The organism is Mesorhizobium sp. PUT5, assembly GCF_052216645.1.
In the GTDB taxonomy this organism is placed as follows: Bacteria; Pseudomonadota; Alphaproteobacteria; order Rhizobiales; family Rhizobiaceae; genus Mesorhizobium.
The window spans coordinates 3,230,539-3,248,001 of the sequence record NZ_JBQOSO010000003.1 but is presented as its reverse complement, the minus strand read 5'-3'; the positions used below and the strand labels follow the sequence as shown (position 1 = coordinate 3,248,001).

At 67.4% G+C, this 17,463-nt stretch carries 15 protein-coding genes; 9 read left to right on the top strand and 6 right to left on the bottom strand.

Features of this window, described 5'->3' with window-relative positions:
* Positions 1-322 precede the first annotated feature (322 nt).
* Positions 323-2,374 (bottom strand): elongation factor G, encoded by a 2,052-nt coding sequence (locus ACTDI4_RS17325; protein WP_442842327.1) that lies wholly within the window; start codon positions 2,372-2,374, stop codon positions 323-325.
* Between the two features lie 190 nt (positions 2,375-2,564).
* Between ACTDI4_RS17325 and ACTDI4_RS17320 the strand changes: the two genes are divergently transcribed.
* Complete coding sequence (locus tag ACTDI4_RS17320; RefSeq protein ID WP_442842326.1) at positions 2,565-2,963, top strand: (R)-mandelonitrile lyase; 399 nt, start codon at positions 2,565-2,567, stop codon at positions 2,961-2,963.
* A 20-nt stretch (positions 2,964-2,983) separates the two neighbouring features.
* Here the strand turns inward: ACTDI4_RS17320 and chrA are convergent, their stop codons facing one another.
* A complete protein-coding gene (gene chrA, locus ACTDI4_RS17315) occupies positions 2,984-4,198 on the bottom strand; it encodes a chromate efflux transporter (RefSeq protein WP_442842325.1) in 1,215 nt (404 codons plus the stop codon).
* A 168-nt stretch (positions 4,199-4,366) separates the two neighbouring features.
* The gene (locus tag ACTDI4_RS17310) at positions 4,367-5,569 is read right to left on the bottom strand and encodes a pyridoxal phosphate-dependent aminotransferase (protein ID WP_442842324.1); all 1,203 of its coding nucleotides are present in this window, start codon (positions 5,567-5,569) and stop codon (positions 4,367-4,369) included.
* Between the two features lie 200 nt (positions 5,570-5,769).
* Here ACTDI4_RS17310 and ACTDI4_RS17305 point away from each other — a divergent pair, with 200 nt between their 5' ends.
* The 4 genes from ACTDI4_RS17305 (at position 5,770) to ACTDI4_RS17290 (ending at position 8,924) form a co-directional block, all read left to right on the top strand.
* Positions 5,770-6,678 (top strand): EAL domain-containing protein, encoded by a 909-nt coding sequence (locus tag ACTDI4_RS17305; RefSeq protein ID WP_442842323.1) that lies wholly within the window; start codon positions 5,770-5,772, stop codon positions 6,676-6,678.
* Complete coding sequence (locus tag ACTDI4_RS17300) at positions 6,675-7,547, top strand: EAL domain-containing protein (protein WP_442842322.1); 873 nt, start codon at positions 6,675-6,677, stop codon at positions 7,545-7,547. The genes ACTDI4_RS17305 and ACTDI4_RS17300 overlap by 4 nt, the downstream gene beginning before the upstream one ends.
* 90 nt (positions 7,548-7,637) lie before the next feature.
* The gene (locus tag ACTDI4_RS17295) at positions 7,638-8,246 is read left to right on the top strand and encodes a glutathione S-transferase family protein (RefSeq protein ID WP_442842321.1); all 609 of its coding nucleotides are present in this window, start codon (positions 7,638-7,640) and stop codon (positions 8,244-8,246) included.
* A gap of 51 nt (positions 8,247-8,297) precedes the next feature.
* Positions 8,298-8,924 (top strand): glutathione S-transferase family protein, encoded by a 627-nt coding sequence (locus ACTDI4_RS17290; protein WP_442842320.1) that lies wholly within the window; start codon positions 8,298-8,300, stop codon positions 8,922-8,924.
* Between the two features lie 215 nt (positions 8,925-9,139).
* Here the strand turns inward: ACTDI4_RS17290 and ACTDI4_RS17285 are convergent, their stop codons facing one another.
* The gene (locus ACTDI4_RS17285) at positions 9,140-9,352 is read right to left on the bottom strand and encodes a cold-shock protein (protein WP_442842319.1); all 213 of its coding nucleotides are present in this window, start codon (positions 9,350-9,352) and stop codon (positions 9,140-9,142) included.
* Positions 9,353-9,697: 345 nt separating this feature from the next.
* Here ACTDI4_RS17285 and ACTDI4_RS17280 point away from each other — a divergent pair, with 345 nt between their 5' ends.
* Positions 9,698-10,042 (top strand): hypothetical protein, encoded by a 345-nt coding sequence (locus tag ACTDI4_RS17280; protein WP_442842318.1) that lies wholly within the window; start codon positions 9,698-9,700, stop codon positions 10,040-10,042.
* 5 nt (positions 10,043-10,047) lie between these two features.
* Here ACTDI4_RS17280 and ACTDI4_RS17275 read toward each other — a convergent pair whose 3' ends face one another.
* Complete coding sequence (locus ACTDI4_RS17275; protein WP_442842317.1) at positions 10,048-10,632, bottom strand: methylated-DNA--[protein]-cysteine S-methyltransferase; 585 nt, start codon at positions 10,630-10,632, stop codon at positions 10,048-10,050.
* Between the two features lie 314 nt (positions 10,633-10,946).
* Between ACTDI4_RS17275 and ACTDI4_RS17270 the strand changes: the two genes are divergently transcribed.
* From ACTDI4_RS17270 to ACTDI4_RS17260, 3 genes are all read left to right on the top strand, one after another.
* Positions 10,947-11,747, top strand: a complete 801-nt coding sequence (locus ACTDI4_RS17270) for a transglycosylase SLT domain-containing protein (protein ID WP_442842316.1) — start codon at positions 10,947-10,949, stop codon at positions 11,745-11,747.
* A 754-nt stretch (positions 11,748-12,501) separates the two neighbouring features.
* Complete coding sequence (locus ACTDI4_RS17265) at positions 12,502-12,963, top strand: GFA family protein (RefSeq protein ID WP_442842315.1); 462 nt, start codon at positions 12,502-12,504, stop codon at positions 12,961-12,963.
* A gap of 236 nt (positions 12,964-13,199) precedes the next feature.
* Positions 13,200-13,796, top strand: coding sequence for a DUF4142 domain-containing protein (locus ACTDI4_RS17260; RefSeq protein WP_442842314.1), 597 nt, complete (start codon positions 13,200-13,202; stop codon positions 13,794-13,796).
* 156 nt (positions 13,797-13,952) lie between these two features.
* On the opposite strand, the gene carB is transcribed toward ACTDI4_RS17260, so the two are convergent.
* On the bottom strand, positions 13,953-17,441 hold the full coding sequence (gene carB, locus ACTDI4_RS17255) for a carbamoyl-phosphate synthase large subunit (RefSeq protein ID WP_442842313.1): 3,489 nt from the start codon (positions 17,439-17,441) through the stop codon (positions 13,953-13,955).
* Between the last annotated feature and the right edge of the window lie 22 nt (positions 17,442-17,463).

Sequence of the window (17,463 nt, the reverse complement as noted above, 5' to 3'; positions counted from 1 at the left end):
CGCCGAAGTCCTTGCATCGTCTGCTTCCGCGCCATGTAACGGCGCGTGTAACGCCGGGTAACTTGTTGGGCCCGCCGCGGGCCGCGTAATCAAGACGAAGGGCGCGGTGCGGTTCGTCGGGCGATGGGGGCATCTCCCGGCGGTCAGGCTCAGGCAGTGACCGCGCCCGGTTTCTTTGTCGGGCGGATACATGCGGCGGACCTGCCGTTTCACCTCCCGCGGGAACGGTCCGCACGAAGCGGCGCCCGGTTCGTCCGGGCGCCGCTTTGTGCGCGCAGGAACCTTGCCGCCTCAGGCCCCTTCAAGCAGCCTTCATGGCCCCTCACGCCGCCTTGCCGTTGGCGCTCATCGCCTGGTCGGCCAACCGGCCGGTCAGCTCAGCCATATGGTCGAAGCCGGTGCGATAGCTAGCCACGCCCGCCGTGGCCGACCTCAGCTCGATGATCAGGTCGCCTATCTCGGCCTGCGGCATGGTGGCCTCCACCACGTCCCAGCCCGGCCAGTCCGCCCGCGCGTCATAGCCGAGGATCTGGCCGCGCCGCTGCGGCACCAGCGCGATGATCCTGGCGGTGGCATCGGAAGGGGTGACGATCTCCACCTTCATGATCGGCTCCAGCAGCACGGGCGAGCATTGCGCCATGCCTTCCTTCATGGCGAGCCTGGCCGCCATCTGGAAAGCCATGTCGGAGGAATCGACCGAGTGGTAGGAGCCGTCGGACAGGTTGACCGCGACATCGACAACCGGAAAGCCCAGCGGGCCGGATTTCAGATAGTCGCGCACGCCGGTCTCGACCGACTGGATGTAGGTCTTGGGCACGACGCCGCCGGTGATGGTGTCGGTGAACTGGAAGCCGGAGCCGCGCGGCAGCGGCTTGATCTGCAGCACCACGTCGCCGAACTGGCCGTGCCCGCCGGACTGCTTCTTGTGGCGGCCGCGCTGCTCGATAGGCTTGCGGATGGTCTCGCGATAGGGCACGGCCGGGGCATGGCCGTCGACCGGAATCTGGTTCTTGCCCTCCAGCCGCTCGCGCACCACGCGCAGGTGCATCTCGCCATGGCCCGACAGCACGGTCTCGGCCGAATCCTGGTTGCGGGTGAGGGTGAGCGAAGGGTCCTCCTCGGCTAGCCGCTGGATCGCGGCCGACATCTTGACGTCGTCCTTGCGCTCCTTGGGCCGGAGCGCGAAGGCATAGACCGGCTCCGGCGGCGTCAGCGTTACCAGCGGCGCCATGCCGGCCTTGGCCGAGGTCAGCGTCTGGCCGGTCCTGGCCGCGTCCAGCTTGCCGAGCGCCACCGTGTCGCCCGGGCCGGCGGAGGCCAGCTTGGTCTGGTCCTTGCCCAGCATCCGGTAGATGCCGGACACCTTGGCCACCTCGCCGCCTTGCAGGTAAAGCTCCGCGCCGTCGCTCACCTGGCCGGAAAGGATGCGCGACACCGAAAGCTTGCCGCCATGGGCAGTGTGAATGGTCTTCATCACCTGCGCGACCGTGGCGTCGCCGTCGGCCAGGCCGAGCCGCCTGGCTGTGGTTTCGACGTCAGGCACGTCGTGGCGGATGGCCTTCAGGAGCCGCAGCACGCCGTTGCCCTTTTCCGCCGTTCCGATCAGCACCGGGGTCACGGCCCCGGCGCGAAGGTCGGCGGCCAGATTGTCGAACACCGCATCCTTCGGCGGCTCGATCTCCTCCAGGAGCTGTTCCATCAGCGCGTCGTCGTGGTCGGCCAGGGTCTCCAGCATGGAAAAGCGAGCCTCGATCTCGCGCGCCTTGTCGTCGCCGGGAATCTCGGCCACCTCGCTCTCGGCATATTCGCGGTAGACATAGGCGCGCTCCAGCGCCAGGTCGATCGAGCCGATCACGACCCCGTCCTTGCGCAGCGGGATCTGGCGCAGGAGCAGCGGCACCGAACTGGTCGGCTGCAGCATCTTCAGCGTCTCGCGCACGCCGGTGACGGCCCTGTCGACCTTGTTGAGGAACAGGATGCGCGGCAGGCCGATCTCGTCCAGGCGGCGCATGATGAGCTGCAGGGCCGGCATCTTCTTCTCGTCGGCCTCGGCCACCACGATGGCCGCGTCGCAGGCGGCCAGCACAGGCTCGGCCTCGAAGGCGAACTCGATGGAGCCGGGGCAGTCGACGAAGGTGAGGCTGTCGCCCATGAATTCGGTGGTGGCGAAGGTGGCTTCCACGCTCATGGCGTGCGCGCGGGCCTCGGGCGAGTGGTCGGAAACGGTGTTGCCCGACGCCACCGTGTTCTGGCGGACAATGGCGCCCGTGCGGGCGAGAATGGCTTCGAGAAGCGTTGTCTTACCGCTTGAGAAGGGACCGACGATGGCGATGCATTTCGGTCCCGAACGTCGTCCTCCGGCGCGATTTCCCATGGCTGACCTCCACTCGCGTTTTTTTTCGTGAGCGGCGGCCGGCCTGCGGCCGTCGCGGGCGGGCTTCGAGCCGCCCGCCTGGGAAGCATCGTCACACGGGTTTACGGCAGGGGCAAGCGGAATAGCTGCCGCAGGTGGCGCTTGCCGGCCGCCACCGATTGGAGTGAACTGGCGGCAAAGGAGATATCCCATGAAGATCATCGCCTGCGGCAGCGTGCCGACCATCATTGCCTCGGACAGCTATTTCACCGGGCGTGTCACCCAGAACCCCATCGTCGAGGCCGAGGCGCCGGCAAGGCTGCGTGCCGCGTCCGTCAGCTTCGAGCCCGCCGCGCGCACCCATTGGCACACCCATCCGCTCGGCCAGACGCTGTTCGTCGTCTCCGGCGCCGGCCTGGTGCAGAGCTGGGGCGGGCCGGTCCGCGAGATCCGGGCCGGCGACACGATCTGGTTTTCGCCGGGCGAAAAGCACTGGCACGGTGCCGGGCCGGAAACGGCCATGATCCATATCGCCATGCAGGAAGCGCTGGACGGCTCGCCCGTGGACTGGCTGGAGCCGGTCAGCGACGCGCAATATGGCGGGGCGTGAGGGCAGGGCTGCAGCCGCTCTTACAGCAGGTGCAGAAGCATGCCGCCCGCAGCCAGCGCCAGGACGACGATCCACGGCTGGACCTTCCAGACGCTCAGCAGCAGGAAACCCGCCAGCGCCAATGCGAAGTCCGGCGGCGAGAGAACGGAGTTCGTCCAGACCGGATCGTAGAGCGCCGCTGCGAGAATGCCGACGACGGCGGCATTGGCCCCGCGCATGGCCGCTTGCGCGGCCGGCCTCAGCCTCAATGCATCCCAAAAGGGCAGCATTCCATAGACCAGCAGCAGCCCCGGCAGGAAAATCGCGACAAGCGCGATGATCGCGCCGGCAAGTCCGTTGGGGGCCGGCCCCATCACGGCGCCCAGATAGGCTGCGAAGGTGAAGAGCGGTCCGGGCACGGCCTGCGCCAGGCCGTAGCCGGCGAGGAAGGTTTCGTTCGCAGCCCATCCCGGCGCCACCACCTCGGCCTGCAGCAAGGGCAGAACCACATGCCCGCCGCCGAACACAAGCGCGCCGGAGCGGTAGAAGGCGTCGAAGAGCGCCAGCGCATGAAAGCCCGTCGTGCCGGCCGCCAGGGGTGGAAGGGCGAAGAAGGCGGCAAACAGGACCAGGGCGATCGCGCCGCTTCGACGCGAGACCGGGAAACGCAGGTTTCCCGGCCGTGCGGACGCCTCGCCCCGGCACAAGCCCAGCCCGGCGACGGCACCGAGCGCGATGGCGCCGATCTGTCCCGATGATCCGCCGGCGAACACCACGACCGCCACCGCGGCCAAGGCGATGCCGGCGCGTGTCCGATCCGGGGTGAGGCTTTTTGCCATGCCGCGGATCGCATCCGCGATGACGGCGACCGCAACCAGCTTCAGACCGTGGAGGATGCCTTGCGCGCCGGAACCCGTGAAGGCGGAAGCGCCGAGCGCGAACGAAAACAGGATGACGGCCGAGGGCATGGTGAAGCCAAGCCAGGCCGCCAGCCCGCCGATAAGGCCGTTGCCGCGCAGCACGCCCAGCGAGAAGCCGACCTGGCTCGACGCCGGCCCGGGCAGAAACTGGCACAATGCGACGAGATCGGCGAAGCCGGCGTCGTCGATCCATTTTCGGCGTCCGACCGCTTCGTCGCGAAAATAGCCCAGATGCGCGATCGGGCCGCCGAACGAAGTCAGGCCGAGCTTCAGGAAGACGAGAAAGACTTCGAGGGGCGAGCCCCTGGCGACGCCTGGCACCGACCCTGTAGCCATTCGTGCCCACTCCTCGATCGCAGGCCGATCACGGACCCTGCCGGGATTCGGTATCGGCAGGGGCATATAGCAGGATCATTCCCCGCCGGGCCAGTTCCGCGTGTCGGCGAGGGGCGCGAAGCCCGGCGCGAGGCCGGGCTTGCGAGTCTTTCCAGCAGGTTGAGCCGGTCAGCTCAGGCTGGCGGTGAAGCGCTGGATGCGCGTGCAGGCTTCCTCAAGCAGCGCCTCCGACGTGGCGTAGGAGATGCGGAAATTGGGGCCGAGCCCGAAAGCCGTGCCGAACACCACTGCCACGCCCTCGGCCTCCAGCAGTTCGGAAGCGAAGATTTCGTCGTTCTCGATGACCTTGCCGGCCTGCGTCTTCTTGCCGATCAGGCCGGCGCAGGACGGGTAGACGTAGAACGCGCCTTCCGGCGACGGGCAGGTGATGCCGCGCGCCTGGTTCAGCATCGACACGACGAGGTCGCGGCGCGCCTGGAAGATCGCCTTGTTCTTCTGGATGAAATCCTGCGGGCCGTTCAGCGCTTCCACCGACGCCCATTGCGCGATGGTGCAGGCGCCCGACGTCTGCTGACCCTGGATCATGTCCATCGCCTTGATGAGATGAACCGGGCCGGCCGCATAGCCGATACGCCAGCCGGTCATGGCATAGGCCTTCGACACGCCGTTCATGGTCAGCGTGCGCTCGTAGAGGGAGGGCTCCACCTCGGCGATGGTCTTGAAGACGAAATCGCCATAGGTCAGGTGCTCGTACATGTCGTCGGTCAGCGTCCAGACATGCGGGTGCCTGAGCAGAACGTCCGCCAGCGCGCGCAGCTCGGCCTCGGTATAGGCCGCGCCCGAGGGGTTGGAAGGCGAGTTCATCAGCAGCCACTTGGTCTTCGGCGTGATCGCCTTTTCAAGCACTTCGGCGGTCAGCTTGAAGCCGTTGTCGATGGAGGTGTCGGCGAAGACGGAGGTGCCGCCGCAGATCGCCACCATTTCCGGGTAGCTCACCCAATAGGGGCGGGGGATGATGACCTCGTCGCCGGGGTTCAGCGTGGCCATGAAGGCGTTGAACAGGATCTGCTTGCCGCCGGTGCCGACGATGGTCTGCTCGGGCTTGTAGTCGAGATTGTTCTCGCGCTTGAATTTCTTGGCGATCGCCTCGCGCAGCGGCGCGATGCCCGAAACCGGCGGGTATTTCGTTTCGCCGCGGCGGATCGCTTCGATCGCCGCGTTCTTGACGTTGTCGGGCGTATCGAAATCCGGCTCGCCGGCACCCAGGCCGATCACGTCGCGGCCGGCGTTTTTCAGCTCGCGCGCCTTCTGCGTCACCGCGATGGTCGCGGAAGGCTTTACGCGGGAAAGGGCGTCGGCGAGGAAGGCCATGAGTGTCATCTCCACAGGAACACTGCCAGCTTCGGCAGCGGGCTTCTATTGTCGCATCGCGGCGCCGAGCGCAAGGGCGAGCCGGCCGTGGACGCGCGGCCGGCGGCCATTAACGCCGGATCAAGCCTTGGCGGTATAGACTGGCGGGCCAAATCTTGCCGAACCCGAGGGCCGCACCACAGGCCGAAGCAGAGGAAGCCTTGTCGCGGAGCGTCGCGCTTTCCCACCTCATCCGCCACGACGACGGGACTTCGACCGGCGTGTGGGGGCTCTATACGTTCAAGAGCGCGTTCCAGCCGATCTTCGCCTTTCGCGAAGGCAAGCTGGCGGTGACCGCCTTCGAAGGGCTGCTGCGCCCCTTCCGCGACGGCAAGGCGGAGTCGCCGGCGGCCTTTTTCGGGACCTGCCAGGGCCTGGACCGGCTGCATGTCGAAACGCTGACGCGCACATTGCACCTGCTCAATGCCGGGGCCTGTCTGCCGCTTGAAGCCTCGATCTTCGTCAATTTCGACCCGTCCGTGTTCGTGGACCAGGCAATCTGCGACAATGCGCTGCGCGAGATGCGGCTGGTGCTGCACGAAGCCGGCATCGATGCCGGCCGCGTCGTATGCGAGCTGACCGAGCAGCCTTCCGCTTCGCAGGAAGCCCTGCACACCTTCGTGGCCGCCTTGCGCGCCCACGGCCTGGGCATCGCGGTGGACGATTACGGCGCCGACGATTCCGACATCAACCGCATCAAGGAACTGAGGCCGGACATCGTGAAGTTCGACGCCCACTGGATCGGCCATCTGATGGAGTCGGGAACCGGCTTCGTGCTCCTGACCACCATGGTGGAGAGCTTCGAGCGCCAGGGCATCCGCACCGTTTTCGAGGGCATCGAGGAGAACTGGCAGCTCGAGCTGGCGGAAAAGTCCGGCGCTTCCATGGTCCAGGGCTTTGCGCTGGCCCGGCCGGAACTGGCGCCCACCAGCTATGCCAGGTCGCGCGCGGAGCCGGAGGCAACGTCCGGCGCGCCCGGCGAGGCCGGTATGCAGCCGGCACCTCACCAGCCGTCCCCGCGAGGCGCGGGTCGCCCGGTGCGCACGTTCGGCCGGCGGGGCACGCAATGACGGACCTGCGCGGGCAGTGGCGCGATGTCGGCGCGGCGTTGTTTGCCGACGAGGTCGGCATCGAATACGGCATCTATGGCGCCTACCGGCTCAAAAGCGCCTACCAGCCCATCTTCGCGCCGCAGGAGGGGCATCTCGCGCCCGTGGCGGTCGAGGCTGTCGCGCAGCCGCAGCTTCGCGGCCGGCCGGCGCGGCTCGACGCCTTTTTCGAAAGCGTTGCCCCCGGCGACCGGCCGTTCGTGGAGCGGCTGCTGCTGCGGCTGCATCTCGGCAACTACCGCAATCTCGACGTCGCAGGCCTCGGCCTGTTCTTCACCTACGGGCCCACGGCCGGCGAAGACCAGCTGCGGGCGCTGGCGGAGATACGGCTGATGGCGCGCCATCGTGACGAACTGGAGCTGGACACCGCCGACATACTGGTGTGCGAGATCGCCGACCCGGCCCAACCCGAAGACCGGCTGCGGGCGAGGATTGCGCGCGAGATGCGGCGCAACGGCCTTGCGGTTGCCCTCGGCGGTTTCGGTGCCGACCTCGCCGCGCAGGAGCGGCTTGCCCTGCTCAAGCCCGACATCGTCAGGATCGATGGCAGCTGGTTCGCCGAATTGTGCCGATACGCGGCGGCCGCACGGCTTTTCCGACCGCTGCTCGACCTCCTGCACGGGCAAGGTGCCAATGTGCTCGTGGAGGGCATCGAGGCGCCGCCGCAGCTTCGGCTGGCGCTGGAAAGCGGTGCCGACTTCGTCCAGGGGCCGCTGCTGGCGCCGCCGGCGCTGGCCGGAACGCGGTTTGGCCGCCAGCCGCTGGACATCGAAAGGCTGCTGGGCGCGGGCCGCAAGGTCATTCCGCTCTTCGGGCGCGCGCCGGGCTGATCCATAAGCGCCGTCGATCCTGCCTGCAAAACAAATCACTGGATGAACGCCCGCGACTGCGCGATTGTTCTGCGCGAAAGGCGGCGCGCGATGAAACTCTACAGCATGATCGACAGCGGCAATTGCTACAAGCCGCGGCTCCTGATGGCCAAGCTGGGCATTGCCTTCACCAATGTCGAGGTCAGCTCCCATTCCGGCGAGACGCGCAAGGCGGATTATGTGGCGAAAAATCCCAACGCCATGGTGCCGCTGCTGGAGCTGGACGACGGACGCCGCATCGCCGAATCCAACGCCATCCTGCTCTATCTCGCCGAGGGCACCCGGTTCCTCTCCGAGGACCGCTACGAGCGGGCGCTCGCCTATCAGTGGCTGTTCTTCGAGCAGTACAGCCACGAGCCCTATATCGCCGTGCGCAAGGCGCTGCTGACCTTTCCCGAGCGGGCTAAGGACGCCACGCCGGAGCGGCTGGCGCTGACGCTGGAACGCGGCAACAAGGCGCTCGGCGTCATGAACCTGTGGCTGGCGCAACACGCCTTCTTCGCCGGCGGTGCCTTCAGCGTGGCCGACATCGCGCTTTATGCCTACACGCACACAGCCGAGCAGGGCGGCTTCCAGATCGACGCCTATCCGGCGGTGGCCGCCTGGCTGAAGCGGGTGGAGGCCGACCCCGGCCACGTGCCGATTGCCTGGCTGCCCTGACCGGCGGGCACGGCCGGGTTTCGATTTTCCGTTTGCGCAGGAGCTTCGCACATGATTCTCATCGGCCAGTACGACTCGCCTTTCGTGCGCCGCGTCGGCATCGCCATGACGCTCTACGGCCTGCCTTTCGAGCACAGGCCCTGGTCGACCTTCGGCGACGCCGACAAGATCCGCCCCTACAACCCGCTTACCCGCGTGCCGACATTGGTGCTGGACGACGGCGACGTGCTCATCGAAAGCCATGTCATCATCGATTATCTCGACAGCCTCGTTCCCGCCGAGCAGGCCATGTTTGCGCGCGCCGAGCCGGCGCGGCACCGGGAGCTGAAGGTGGCGGCGCTGGCGACCGGCCTTTCCGACAAGGCGGTCAGCCTGTTCTACGAGCAGCGGCTGCACACGCAAATTTCCTCGGCATGGGTGGAGCGCTGCCGTGCGCAGATCGGCGGCGTGCTCGCCGTGCTGGAGGCCGACCGGGCGGCCCGCGGCGGCGGCTTCTGGTTCGGGGACCGCATCGGCCATGCCGACATCGCCGTGGCGGCCATGCTGCGGCATCTCAACGAATCCCAGCCCGGCCTGGCCGAGATGGCCCGCTTTCCGGCACTGGCCGCGCATTCCGAACGGCTGGAGGCGATGCCCGCCTTCCGCGCCGTCTATCAGCCCTTCATCGCGCCGGCCTGAGGCGGGCGGGGAGGGCCGGACGCAAAAAAGGCGGGACAATGCCCGCCTTCCATGCTCGGTAGCCTGACCGGGAGCGTTCCGTCCGAGGCCGGCAGCAATCCGCTGCGTCGGCTTTCCTTCAGGTCCGCTCCGGCGCGCTTCTCGCGCGGCCGCCAGTACATCCGTGACTTGCCGTGCGCCCCGAACCGATTGTCCGGCGCGCGCCTTGGGCTAGATCAGGCTGCCTTGCTCAGAGATCCAGCCGAGGACTTGCCGGTGCGGCGGTCCTGCTCGATCTCGAAATTGACCTTCTGGCCGTCGACGAGCGTGGTCATGCCCGCGCGTTCCACGGCAGAGATGTGGACGAAAACGTCCGCGCCGCCATTGTCGGGCTGGATGAAGCCGTAGCCCTTGGTGGCGTTGAACCACTTGACCGTTCCAGTTGCCATGCGATGTTCCTTTACGTTGCTGGCGTTTCATTGACCGGACAGAACCCGGCCGGTGGCATCGAAATTTTGGAGAGAGACGTCAGCAAACGCGAAAAATCGCGAGGCCAGATCGTTCGGCCGAAATATCAACGGTGCGGATATAGGCAAAGCTTGCGGCAAAAGCAAGGCCGACGCAAAAATGGCGGCGTCGAATTTTTCGGCAGGGCGTGCCGTGCCGGCCCGGATGCCGGCCTGTGCGCACGTTGGGGCAGGGCCGCAGGTCCGCGCCCGGCCGGGAACGCAAGAGGGACGCGCGGCGCGCCCGGCAGCCGTCGGGCCGAGGTGCCGCAGGGCAGGAGAGTGCGCATGGTTCTGTTCAGGAAATCCGCTCTGGCGCTGGCCGTGGGCCTGTCGCTGCTGGCCGGCGGCGCGCAGGCGATCTCGCGCCACGATCCCACCCGCATGTCCTGCCATCAGGTGCAGGCCACGATCGCGCGCGAGGGCGCGGTGATCCTGCGCTATGCCTCGCCGCACACGCCGGGTCTGCCGCTCTACGACCGCTATGTCGCCAGCCGCGCCTATTGCGATGCCGGCGAGGTGCGCGCCCCGGCCTATGTGCCGAGCGCCGACCGCGCCTCCTGCCTGGTCCACAAATGCAAGCGCGTGGACTTCGACCGGCGCTCGCGCCGCTTCATCGTACCGGGCGACTGAACGCTTCAAAACCCGAACGACGCCTGTGCCGAAGGCGGCGGCCCCAGCCGCACGCCCTCCAGCGCCAGCATCCTTTCCTTGGAGGCCGAGCCGCCGGGGGCCGAAAAGCCGCCGATCCTGCCGCCGGCCGCCAGCACGCGGTGGCAGGGGATGACCAGCGGCACCGGATTGGCGCCGAGGGCCGCGCCCGTCTCGCGCGCCAGCCCGGCATGGCCGGCCTGCTTCGCCAGCTCGCCATAGGTGGTGGTCTGGCCGTAGGCGAGCGCGCGCGTGGCGGCATAGATGGCCAGCCGGAAATCGTCGACGCCGGCAAGATCGACCGGCACGTCTGTGAACTCCAGCTTGCGCCCTTGCGCATAGTCGCCGATTGCCGCAACCAGCCGCTCCACCCAGGGCGGCCGCGCCCCGCCTTCGGCCATTGTCTCCTCCAGGCGCAGCATGCGCCGGGCCAGCGCCTCGCGGTTGGCCTGCGGCAGAAAGAGCCGGGACAGCCCCGCCTCGCTCCAGGCGATGCCGAAGAAGCCGAGCGCCGTCTCGAACACGGCATTGCCAGCGCTGATTGGGCCAGCGCTGATTGGGCCAGCGACCATTGGGCCAGCGACCATTGGGCCTGCCACGGCGGGCGAAGCGCCGGGCGGCGGCGCCGTTGCCGGAACGCCGGGAGAGGGCGCGGATGGGGTAGGTATGGGCGATTCGCTCATGGTTCCTGTCCGATGTCGGGCCTGCCCGAAAGCCGCCTCTGATGCTGCTTCGGCTTGCGGCCGGTCAGGTACAAATCGGGAACATGGTGCCATATCCGCGCCGTTTGCGCCACCCGAAAAGCATCGAAACCACAGGTTGCCCGGCCGAATCCGCTGGTGTAAGGAAGTCTTTCACGATCCCGACCAACGGACCCGGACGCGGCTTGCCAGCGAAACATCACGTTCTCTGCCTCGGTGTGCTGCTGGCTTCGGCCGGTCTTTGCGGCTGCACCTCCACGTCGTCCATGGCGCCGGCGCCCGGCCTTGCCGCGGCGGACGTCGAGGCCGATAGCGGCCCGACGCTGGAGCTTCCCGAGACCGTGGCCGTCCTGCCCGAAATCGCCGATCCCGCCATCCAGATCGCCGCCCTGCCGGCCGAAGCCGCCGGCGGCAACGCCTTTGCCGGCTCCACGCCCGGCGTGCCGCTTGCCGCTATCGCCGCCGCTGCCGCGCCGTCCGCTCCGGAGAGCGTGGGGCTGGCGCAGCCGGCCGTCTATGTCGAGCCGTCCGCGCCCGAGGTTCCGCCGGCCGGCCGCGGCGAGATCGACCGGCTGATTTCCAAATACGCGCTGCTCTACGAGGTGCCGGAGGATCTGGTGCGCCGCGTTGTCCACCGCGAGAGCACCTTCAACCCGCGCGCCTACAGCAAGGGCCATTGGGGCCTGATGCAGATCAAGCACGCCACCGCGCGCGGCATGGGCTATTCCGGGCCGGCCACCGGCCTGTTCGACGCCGAGACCAACCTGAAATACGCGGTCAAATATCTGCGCGGCGCCTGGCTGGTGGCGGACGGCAACGCCGAGCGCGCCGACCGGCTCTACCAGCGCGGCTATTATTACGACGCCAAGCGCAAGGGGCTGCTGGACGAGACCGGCCTCGGCGTCGACCGCACGCGGCGCCACCGCCTGCCCGAAGCGCCGATGCCCGAAACGGTGCCGCCGCCGCCGGCCAAGCCCGAGGCCTGATCGGACGGCCGCACAAGGCGCTTCAATTAGCCTGCCAGGCCGCATTTCTTTCTCCCCTCTCCGCCTCGCTTGCGCTCGCCCCCAGGTAGGGCAAACGCATATGAGCTTGGGCGGACAGCACCCCCACCACTTACCCCTCCCCACAAGGGGGAGGGGAATGCGGAACCGCCGCGCCAAAATCCCCTCCCCCTTGTGGGGAGGGGTCAGGGGTGGGGGCTCTTCATAGCCGCCTCCGGGGCCTCGGGGGAAAGGCAGGCCGCGCCTTGTCCTCGCCACGCCCGGTTTTCATCCCGTCTGGCCATTGTCAAAGAGAAATCGGGAAGCGGGGCGCAGGGGCCGTGCCTTCCGAATATCTATATGTGGCGCAGTCCTTGCGCCCCGCTCGGTGTTTCCCACCCTGTCGGCCTTCATGCACGGGGTCCGTTGCCTCCCGGCTGCGCCGGGTTTCGGTGGGTGCTGCGGCGTTCTCCGCTCCCCTTTGCACTCGCTCTTGCGCCGGGGTCAGGCCTGTCGGGCGCTCCTTCCGGCACGGATACCGAGCCCGTGCCCGCAAAGGCCACCGCCATCCCTGCCTGATACCCGGTGCGCACCAGGTCCCGCCAGGAACGGTGAGGCCAGTATGGAAGAGACCCAAAGGGTGTGGACAAATTTTTTCGCGCGTCGCCCGCCTTTGCAGCGACCGGAAGCGCAAAAAGAGCTTTCGCGGCACGCGGCGAGGCCATAGCCTGCCCGAAGCCACACAAGGGAGCCGCCGATGGACGACAAGACATTCCAGCGCGAGGGAAGCTGCCGCTGCGGGCGGGTGCGCCTGCGGGTCGACGCACGGCCGCTGGTGACCATGGCCTGCCATTGCACGGGCTGCCAGAAGATGAGTTCCTCGGCCTATTCGCTGTCGGCCGCCATTCCCGCCCAGAGCTTCGCGGTGGTCGAGGGCGAGCCGGTGGCGGGCGGGCTGCACGGGCAGGCAAGGCACATGTTCTGTCCGCACTGCATGAGCTGGATGTTCACCCGCATCGACGGCATGGACTGGTTCGTCAATGTGCGCACCACCATGCTGGACGACCCGGCCAGCCTGCCGCCCTTCATCGAATCCTGGACGGCCGAAAAGCTGCCCTTCGCGCAAACCGGCGCGCCGCACAGCTATGCGGGCTTTCCGCCCATGGAGGATTTCGGCCGGCTGATGGAAGAATATCGGGGGTGGGAGCCAGTTCGCTAGGGGCAGACCTTGCCCGTACCCCCACCCGGCGCGCTGCGCGCGCCGACCTCCCCTCAAGGGGGAGGTAGGGCGGCCGCGTCTAGAAATGCGCCTTGCAGCGGGCGCACTTCCAGCGACCCTCGCAGCAGGGTCTGGCGATCCAACATCTTTCGAAAAGGCCGATGTCGTCGGCTTTTCAGGCAACCTCGTTGCCGTTGTCGCGTTTTGTCTCGCGGGGCTCAATCCGGAGATTTCCCATGAGATACCTCTTATCCATCGCCGCCGTGGCCATGCTGGCCGCCGCGCCCGCCGCGTTCGCGGCCTCCGACACGTCCGGCACGGCACCGGCGACCGATCAGTCGATGTCCAACGGCGCCATGTCCAACGGGGCCATGTCCGGCATGGCGATGGACAAGGTCGACACCGACAGCTTCGTCAAGACGGCCGCAAGCGCCAACGCCTTCGAGATCGAGACCAGCAAGCAGGCGGAGAAGGACGCGAGCTCCGCCGACGTCAAGGCCTTTGCCAAGGATATGATCAAGGACCATACCAGGATCGGCAAGCATTTCGAAAAAGCGCTGTCCAAGGGCAAGGTCACCGCGCCGTCGGGCGCCGAACTGCAACCCGACGATCAGGCCAAGCTCGACCAGCTCAAGGGCCTGAGCGGCGACGCCTTCCAGGCGAAGTATCTGGAATTGCAGACTGCCGCGCACAAGGACGCGGTCGCGCTTTTCACCGAATATTCCAAGTCCGGCGACAACAAGGCGCTGAAGACGTTCGCCAAGGAGACGCTGCCGGTGCTTGAAAAGCACGAGAAGCACGTCGAGAAGCTCGACAAGGCCCATGCCGTGTGAGACGCGCCGGGCCTAGACCATGATGCCGAAAGGTGTGAAGCGGTTTTCGGACGACATCATGGTCTAACTAATGGATTTTGCCGCATGTTGCAGCCAAGTGATTCCACTTGGCTGCAACATGCTCCAGCCGGCGCGACGTCAAGGGATCTGGTCCGATCAGGCGAAATACGCCTGCAGCGGGCGCACTTCCAGCGACCCGGCCTTGAGCGCGGCGATGGCCTCGGCCACCGCGCTCATGCCGGCCAGCGTGGTGTAGTAGGGCACCTTCTGCATCAGCGTGGCGCGGCGCAGCGACTTGGAGTCCGACACCGCTTTCTGGCCGTCGGTGGTGTTGAAGACGATCTGCACCTGCCGGTTGCGGATGGCGTCCTCGATATGCGGGCGGCCTTCCAGCACCTTGTTGATCTTCTCCGCCTCGATGCCGTTTTCGGCCAGGAAGCGCTGCGTGCCGCCGGTGGCCAGCACCCTGAAGCCGAGGCCGGCCAGGCGTTTGACCGGCGCCAGCACGCCTTCCTTGTCGTCGTCGCGCACCGACACGAACAGCGTGCCCGCGCGCGGCAGGTTGACGCCGGCGCCGAGCTGGGCCTTGGCGAAGGCCAGCGCGAAGTCGCGGTCCAGCCCCATGACCTCGCCGGTGGAGCGCATTTCCGGCCCGAGCAGGATGTCGACGCCGGGGAAGCGGGCGAACGGGAACACCGCTTCCTTGACCGCGATGTGGCCGGGCGTGCGCGCATCGGGCCTTGCGCCGTAATGGGCGAAGGCGGCGTCGAGCGTCTCGCCGGCCATGATGCGGGCGGCCACCTTGGCGATCGGCTTGCCGACGGTCTTGGCCACGAAGGGCACGGTGCGGCTGGCGCGCGGGTTCACCTCCAGAACATAGATGGTGCCGTCCTGGATGGCGTATTGCACGTTCATCAGGCCGCCGACTTTCAGCGCCCTGGCAAGGGCCGCCGTCTGCCGCTCCAGTTCCTCCACGATCTCGGGCGACAGCGAGTGGACCGGCAGCGAGCAGGCGCTGTCGCCCGAATGGATGCCGGCCTCCTCGATGTGCTCCATGATGCCGGAGACGAACACGTCCTTGCCCCCCTGGGCCGCATCGCACAGGCAGTCCACGTCCACCTCGATGGCGTCGGTGAGGTAGGTGTCGAACAGAAGCGGGTTCTTGCCGAGCAGCGTGTTGATCTGGCCGGTCTTGTCGTTGGGGTATTTCTGCTTGATGTCCTCCGGCACCAGCTCCGGCACCGTGTCGAGCAGGTAGGTCTGCAGCATGCCCTCGTCGTGGATGATCTGCATGGCCCGCCCGCCCAGCACGTAGGAGGGGCGCACCACCAGCGGGAAGCCGAGCTCGCCGGCCACGGTGCGCGCCTGTTCGACCGAATAGGCGATGCCGTTCCTGGGCTGGGTCAGGTCGAGCTTCTGCAACAGCTTCTGGAAGCGGTCGCGGTCCTCGGCCAGGTCGATCGCGTCGGGCGAGGTGCCCAGGATCGGAATGCCGTTCTTCTCCAGCGCTTCGGCCAGCTTCAGCGGGGTCTGGCCGCCGAACTGCACGATGACGCCGACCAGCTCGCCGCTTTTCTGCTCCATCTTCAGGATCTCGATCACGTCCTCCGCCGTCAGCGGCTCGAAATAGAGCCGGTCGGAGGTGTCGTAGTCGGTCGAGACCGTCTCCGGGTTGCAGTTGATCATGATCGATTCGTAGCCGGCCTCGGCCAGCGCGAAGCAGGCGTGGCAGCAGCAATAGTCGAACTCGATGCCCTGGCCGATGCGGTTCGGCCCGCCGCCGAGGATCACCACCTTCTTGCGGTCCGAGACGCCGGCCTCGTTGGCGGGGCTGCCGGCGAAGGGCTCCTCATAAGTGGAGTACATATAGGCGGTGGGAGAGGCGAATTCGGCGGCGCAGGTGTCGATGCGCTTGTAGACCGGGTGCACGGCGAGCGAATTGCGCAGATGCGCCACTTCCTTGGCGGTCTTGCCGGTAAGCGAGGCGAGGCGGGCGTCGGAAAAGCCCATGGCCTTCAGCCTGCGCAGATTGGCGGCATCCTGCGGCAGGCCGTGCTCGCGGATGCGGGCCTCCATGTCGATGATGCCGGCGATCTGCTCCAGGAACCACGGGTCGATCTTGCACATGGCGTGCACATCTTCCAGCGAGGTGCCCATGCGCATCGCCTGCGCCACCATGCGCAGCCTGTCGGGCGTGGGCGTGCCCAGCGCCGCGCGGATGGCGTTCTTGTCGTCGCCCTGGCCAACGCCGGGAATCTCGATCTCGTCGAGACCGGTGAGGCCGGTTTCCAGCCCGCGCAGCGCCTTCTGCAGCGATTCCTGGAAGGTGCGGCCGATGGCCATGACCTCGCCGACCGATTTCATGGCGGTGGTCAGCGTCGGCTCCGCGCCGGGGAACTTCTCGAAGGCGAAGCGCGGGATCTTGGTCACGACATAGTCGATGGTCGGCTCGAAGGAGGCGGGCGTGGCGCCGCCGGTGATGTCGTTGTCCAGCTCGTCCAGCGTGTAGCCGACGGCGAGCTTGGCCGCGATCTTGGCGATGGGGAAGCCGGTGGCCTTGGAGGCGAGCGCGGAGGAGCGCGACACGCGCGGGTTCATCTCGATGACGACGAGGCGGCCGTTCTCCGGGTTCACCGCGAACTGCACGTTGGAGCCGCCGGTCTCCACGCCGATCTCGCGCAGCACGCGGATCGAGGCGTTGCGCATGATCTGGTATTCCTTGTCGGTCAAGGTCAGCGCCGGCGCCACGGTGATGGAATCGCCGGTGTGCACGCCCATCGGATCGACGTTCTCGATGGAGCAGACGATGATGCAATTGTCCGCCTTGTCGCGGACGACCTCCATCTCGTACTCCTTCCAGCCGAGCACCGATTCCTCGATCAGCACCTCGGTGGTGGGCGAGGCGTCGAGGCCCGACTGCACGATCTCGAAGAATTCCTGGCGGTTGAAGGCGATGCCGCCGCCGGTGCCGCCGAGGGTGAAGGAGGGGCGGATGATGGCCGGCAGGCCGATCGCGTCGAGCGCCTGGGCGCCGACGCCCATGGCGTGCGAGACATAGCGCTGCTTGCGGTCGCCTTCGCCCAGGTTCCACTGGGTCTCCAGCGCGTCGAGCTCGGTGTCGGAGGCCCCCGATGCCTTCAGCGCGGCGCGCTCGGCCTCGTGCTTCTTGCGGTCGGCATCCTTGACGTCGGTGGCGTTGGCCAGCATCGACTTCGGCGTCTCCAGCCCGATCCTGGCCATGGCCTCGCGGAACAGGGCGCGATCCTCGGCCTTGTCGATGGCGTGGGCGTCGGCGCCGATCATCTCGACATTATAGCGCTCCAGCACCCCCATGCGGCGCAGCGACAGCGCCGTGTTGAGCGCGGTCTGGCCGCCCATGGTGGGCAGCAGCGCGTCGGGGCGCTCCTTGGCGATGATCTTGGCCACCACCTCGGGCGTGATCGGCTCGATATAGGTGGCGTCGGCCAGCTCCGGGTCGGTCATGATGGTGGCCGGGTTGGAGTTGACCAGGATGACGCGGTAGCCTTCCTCGCGCAGCGCCTTGCAGGCCTGGGTGCCGGAATAGTCGAACTCGCAGGCCTGGCCGATGACGATGGGGCCGGCACCGATGATCAGGATGGATTTGATGTCGGTGCGTTTCGGCATGTGTCGGGTCCGTTCGTGCTTG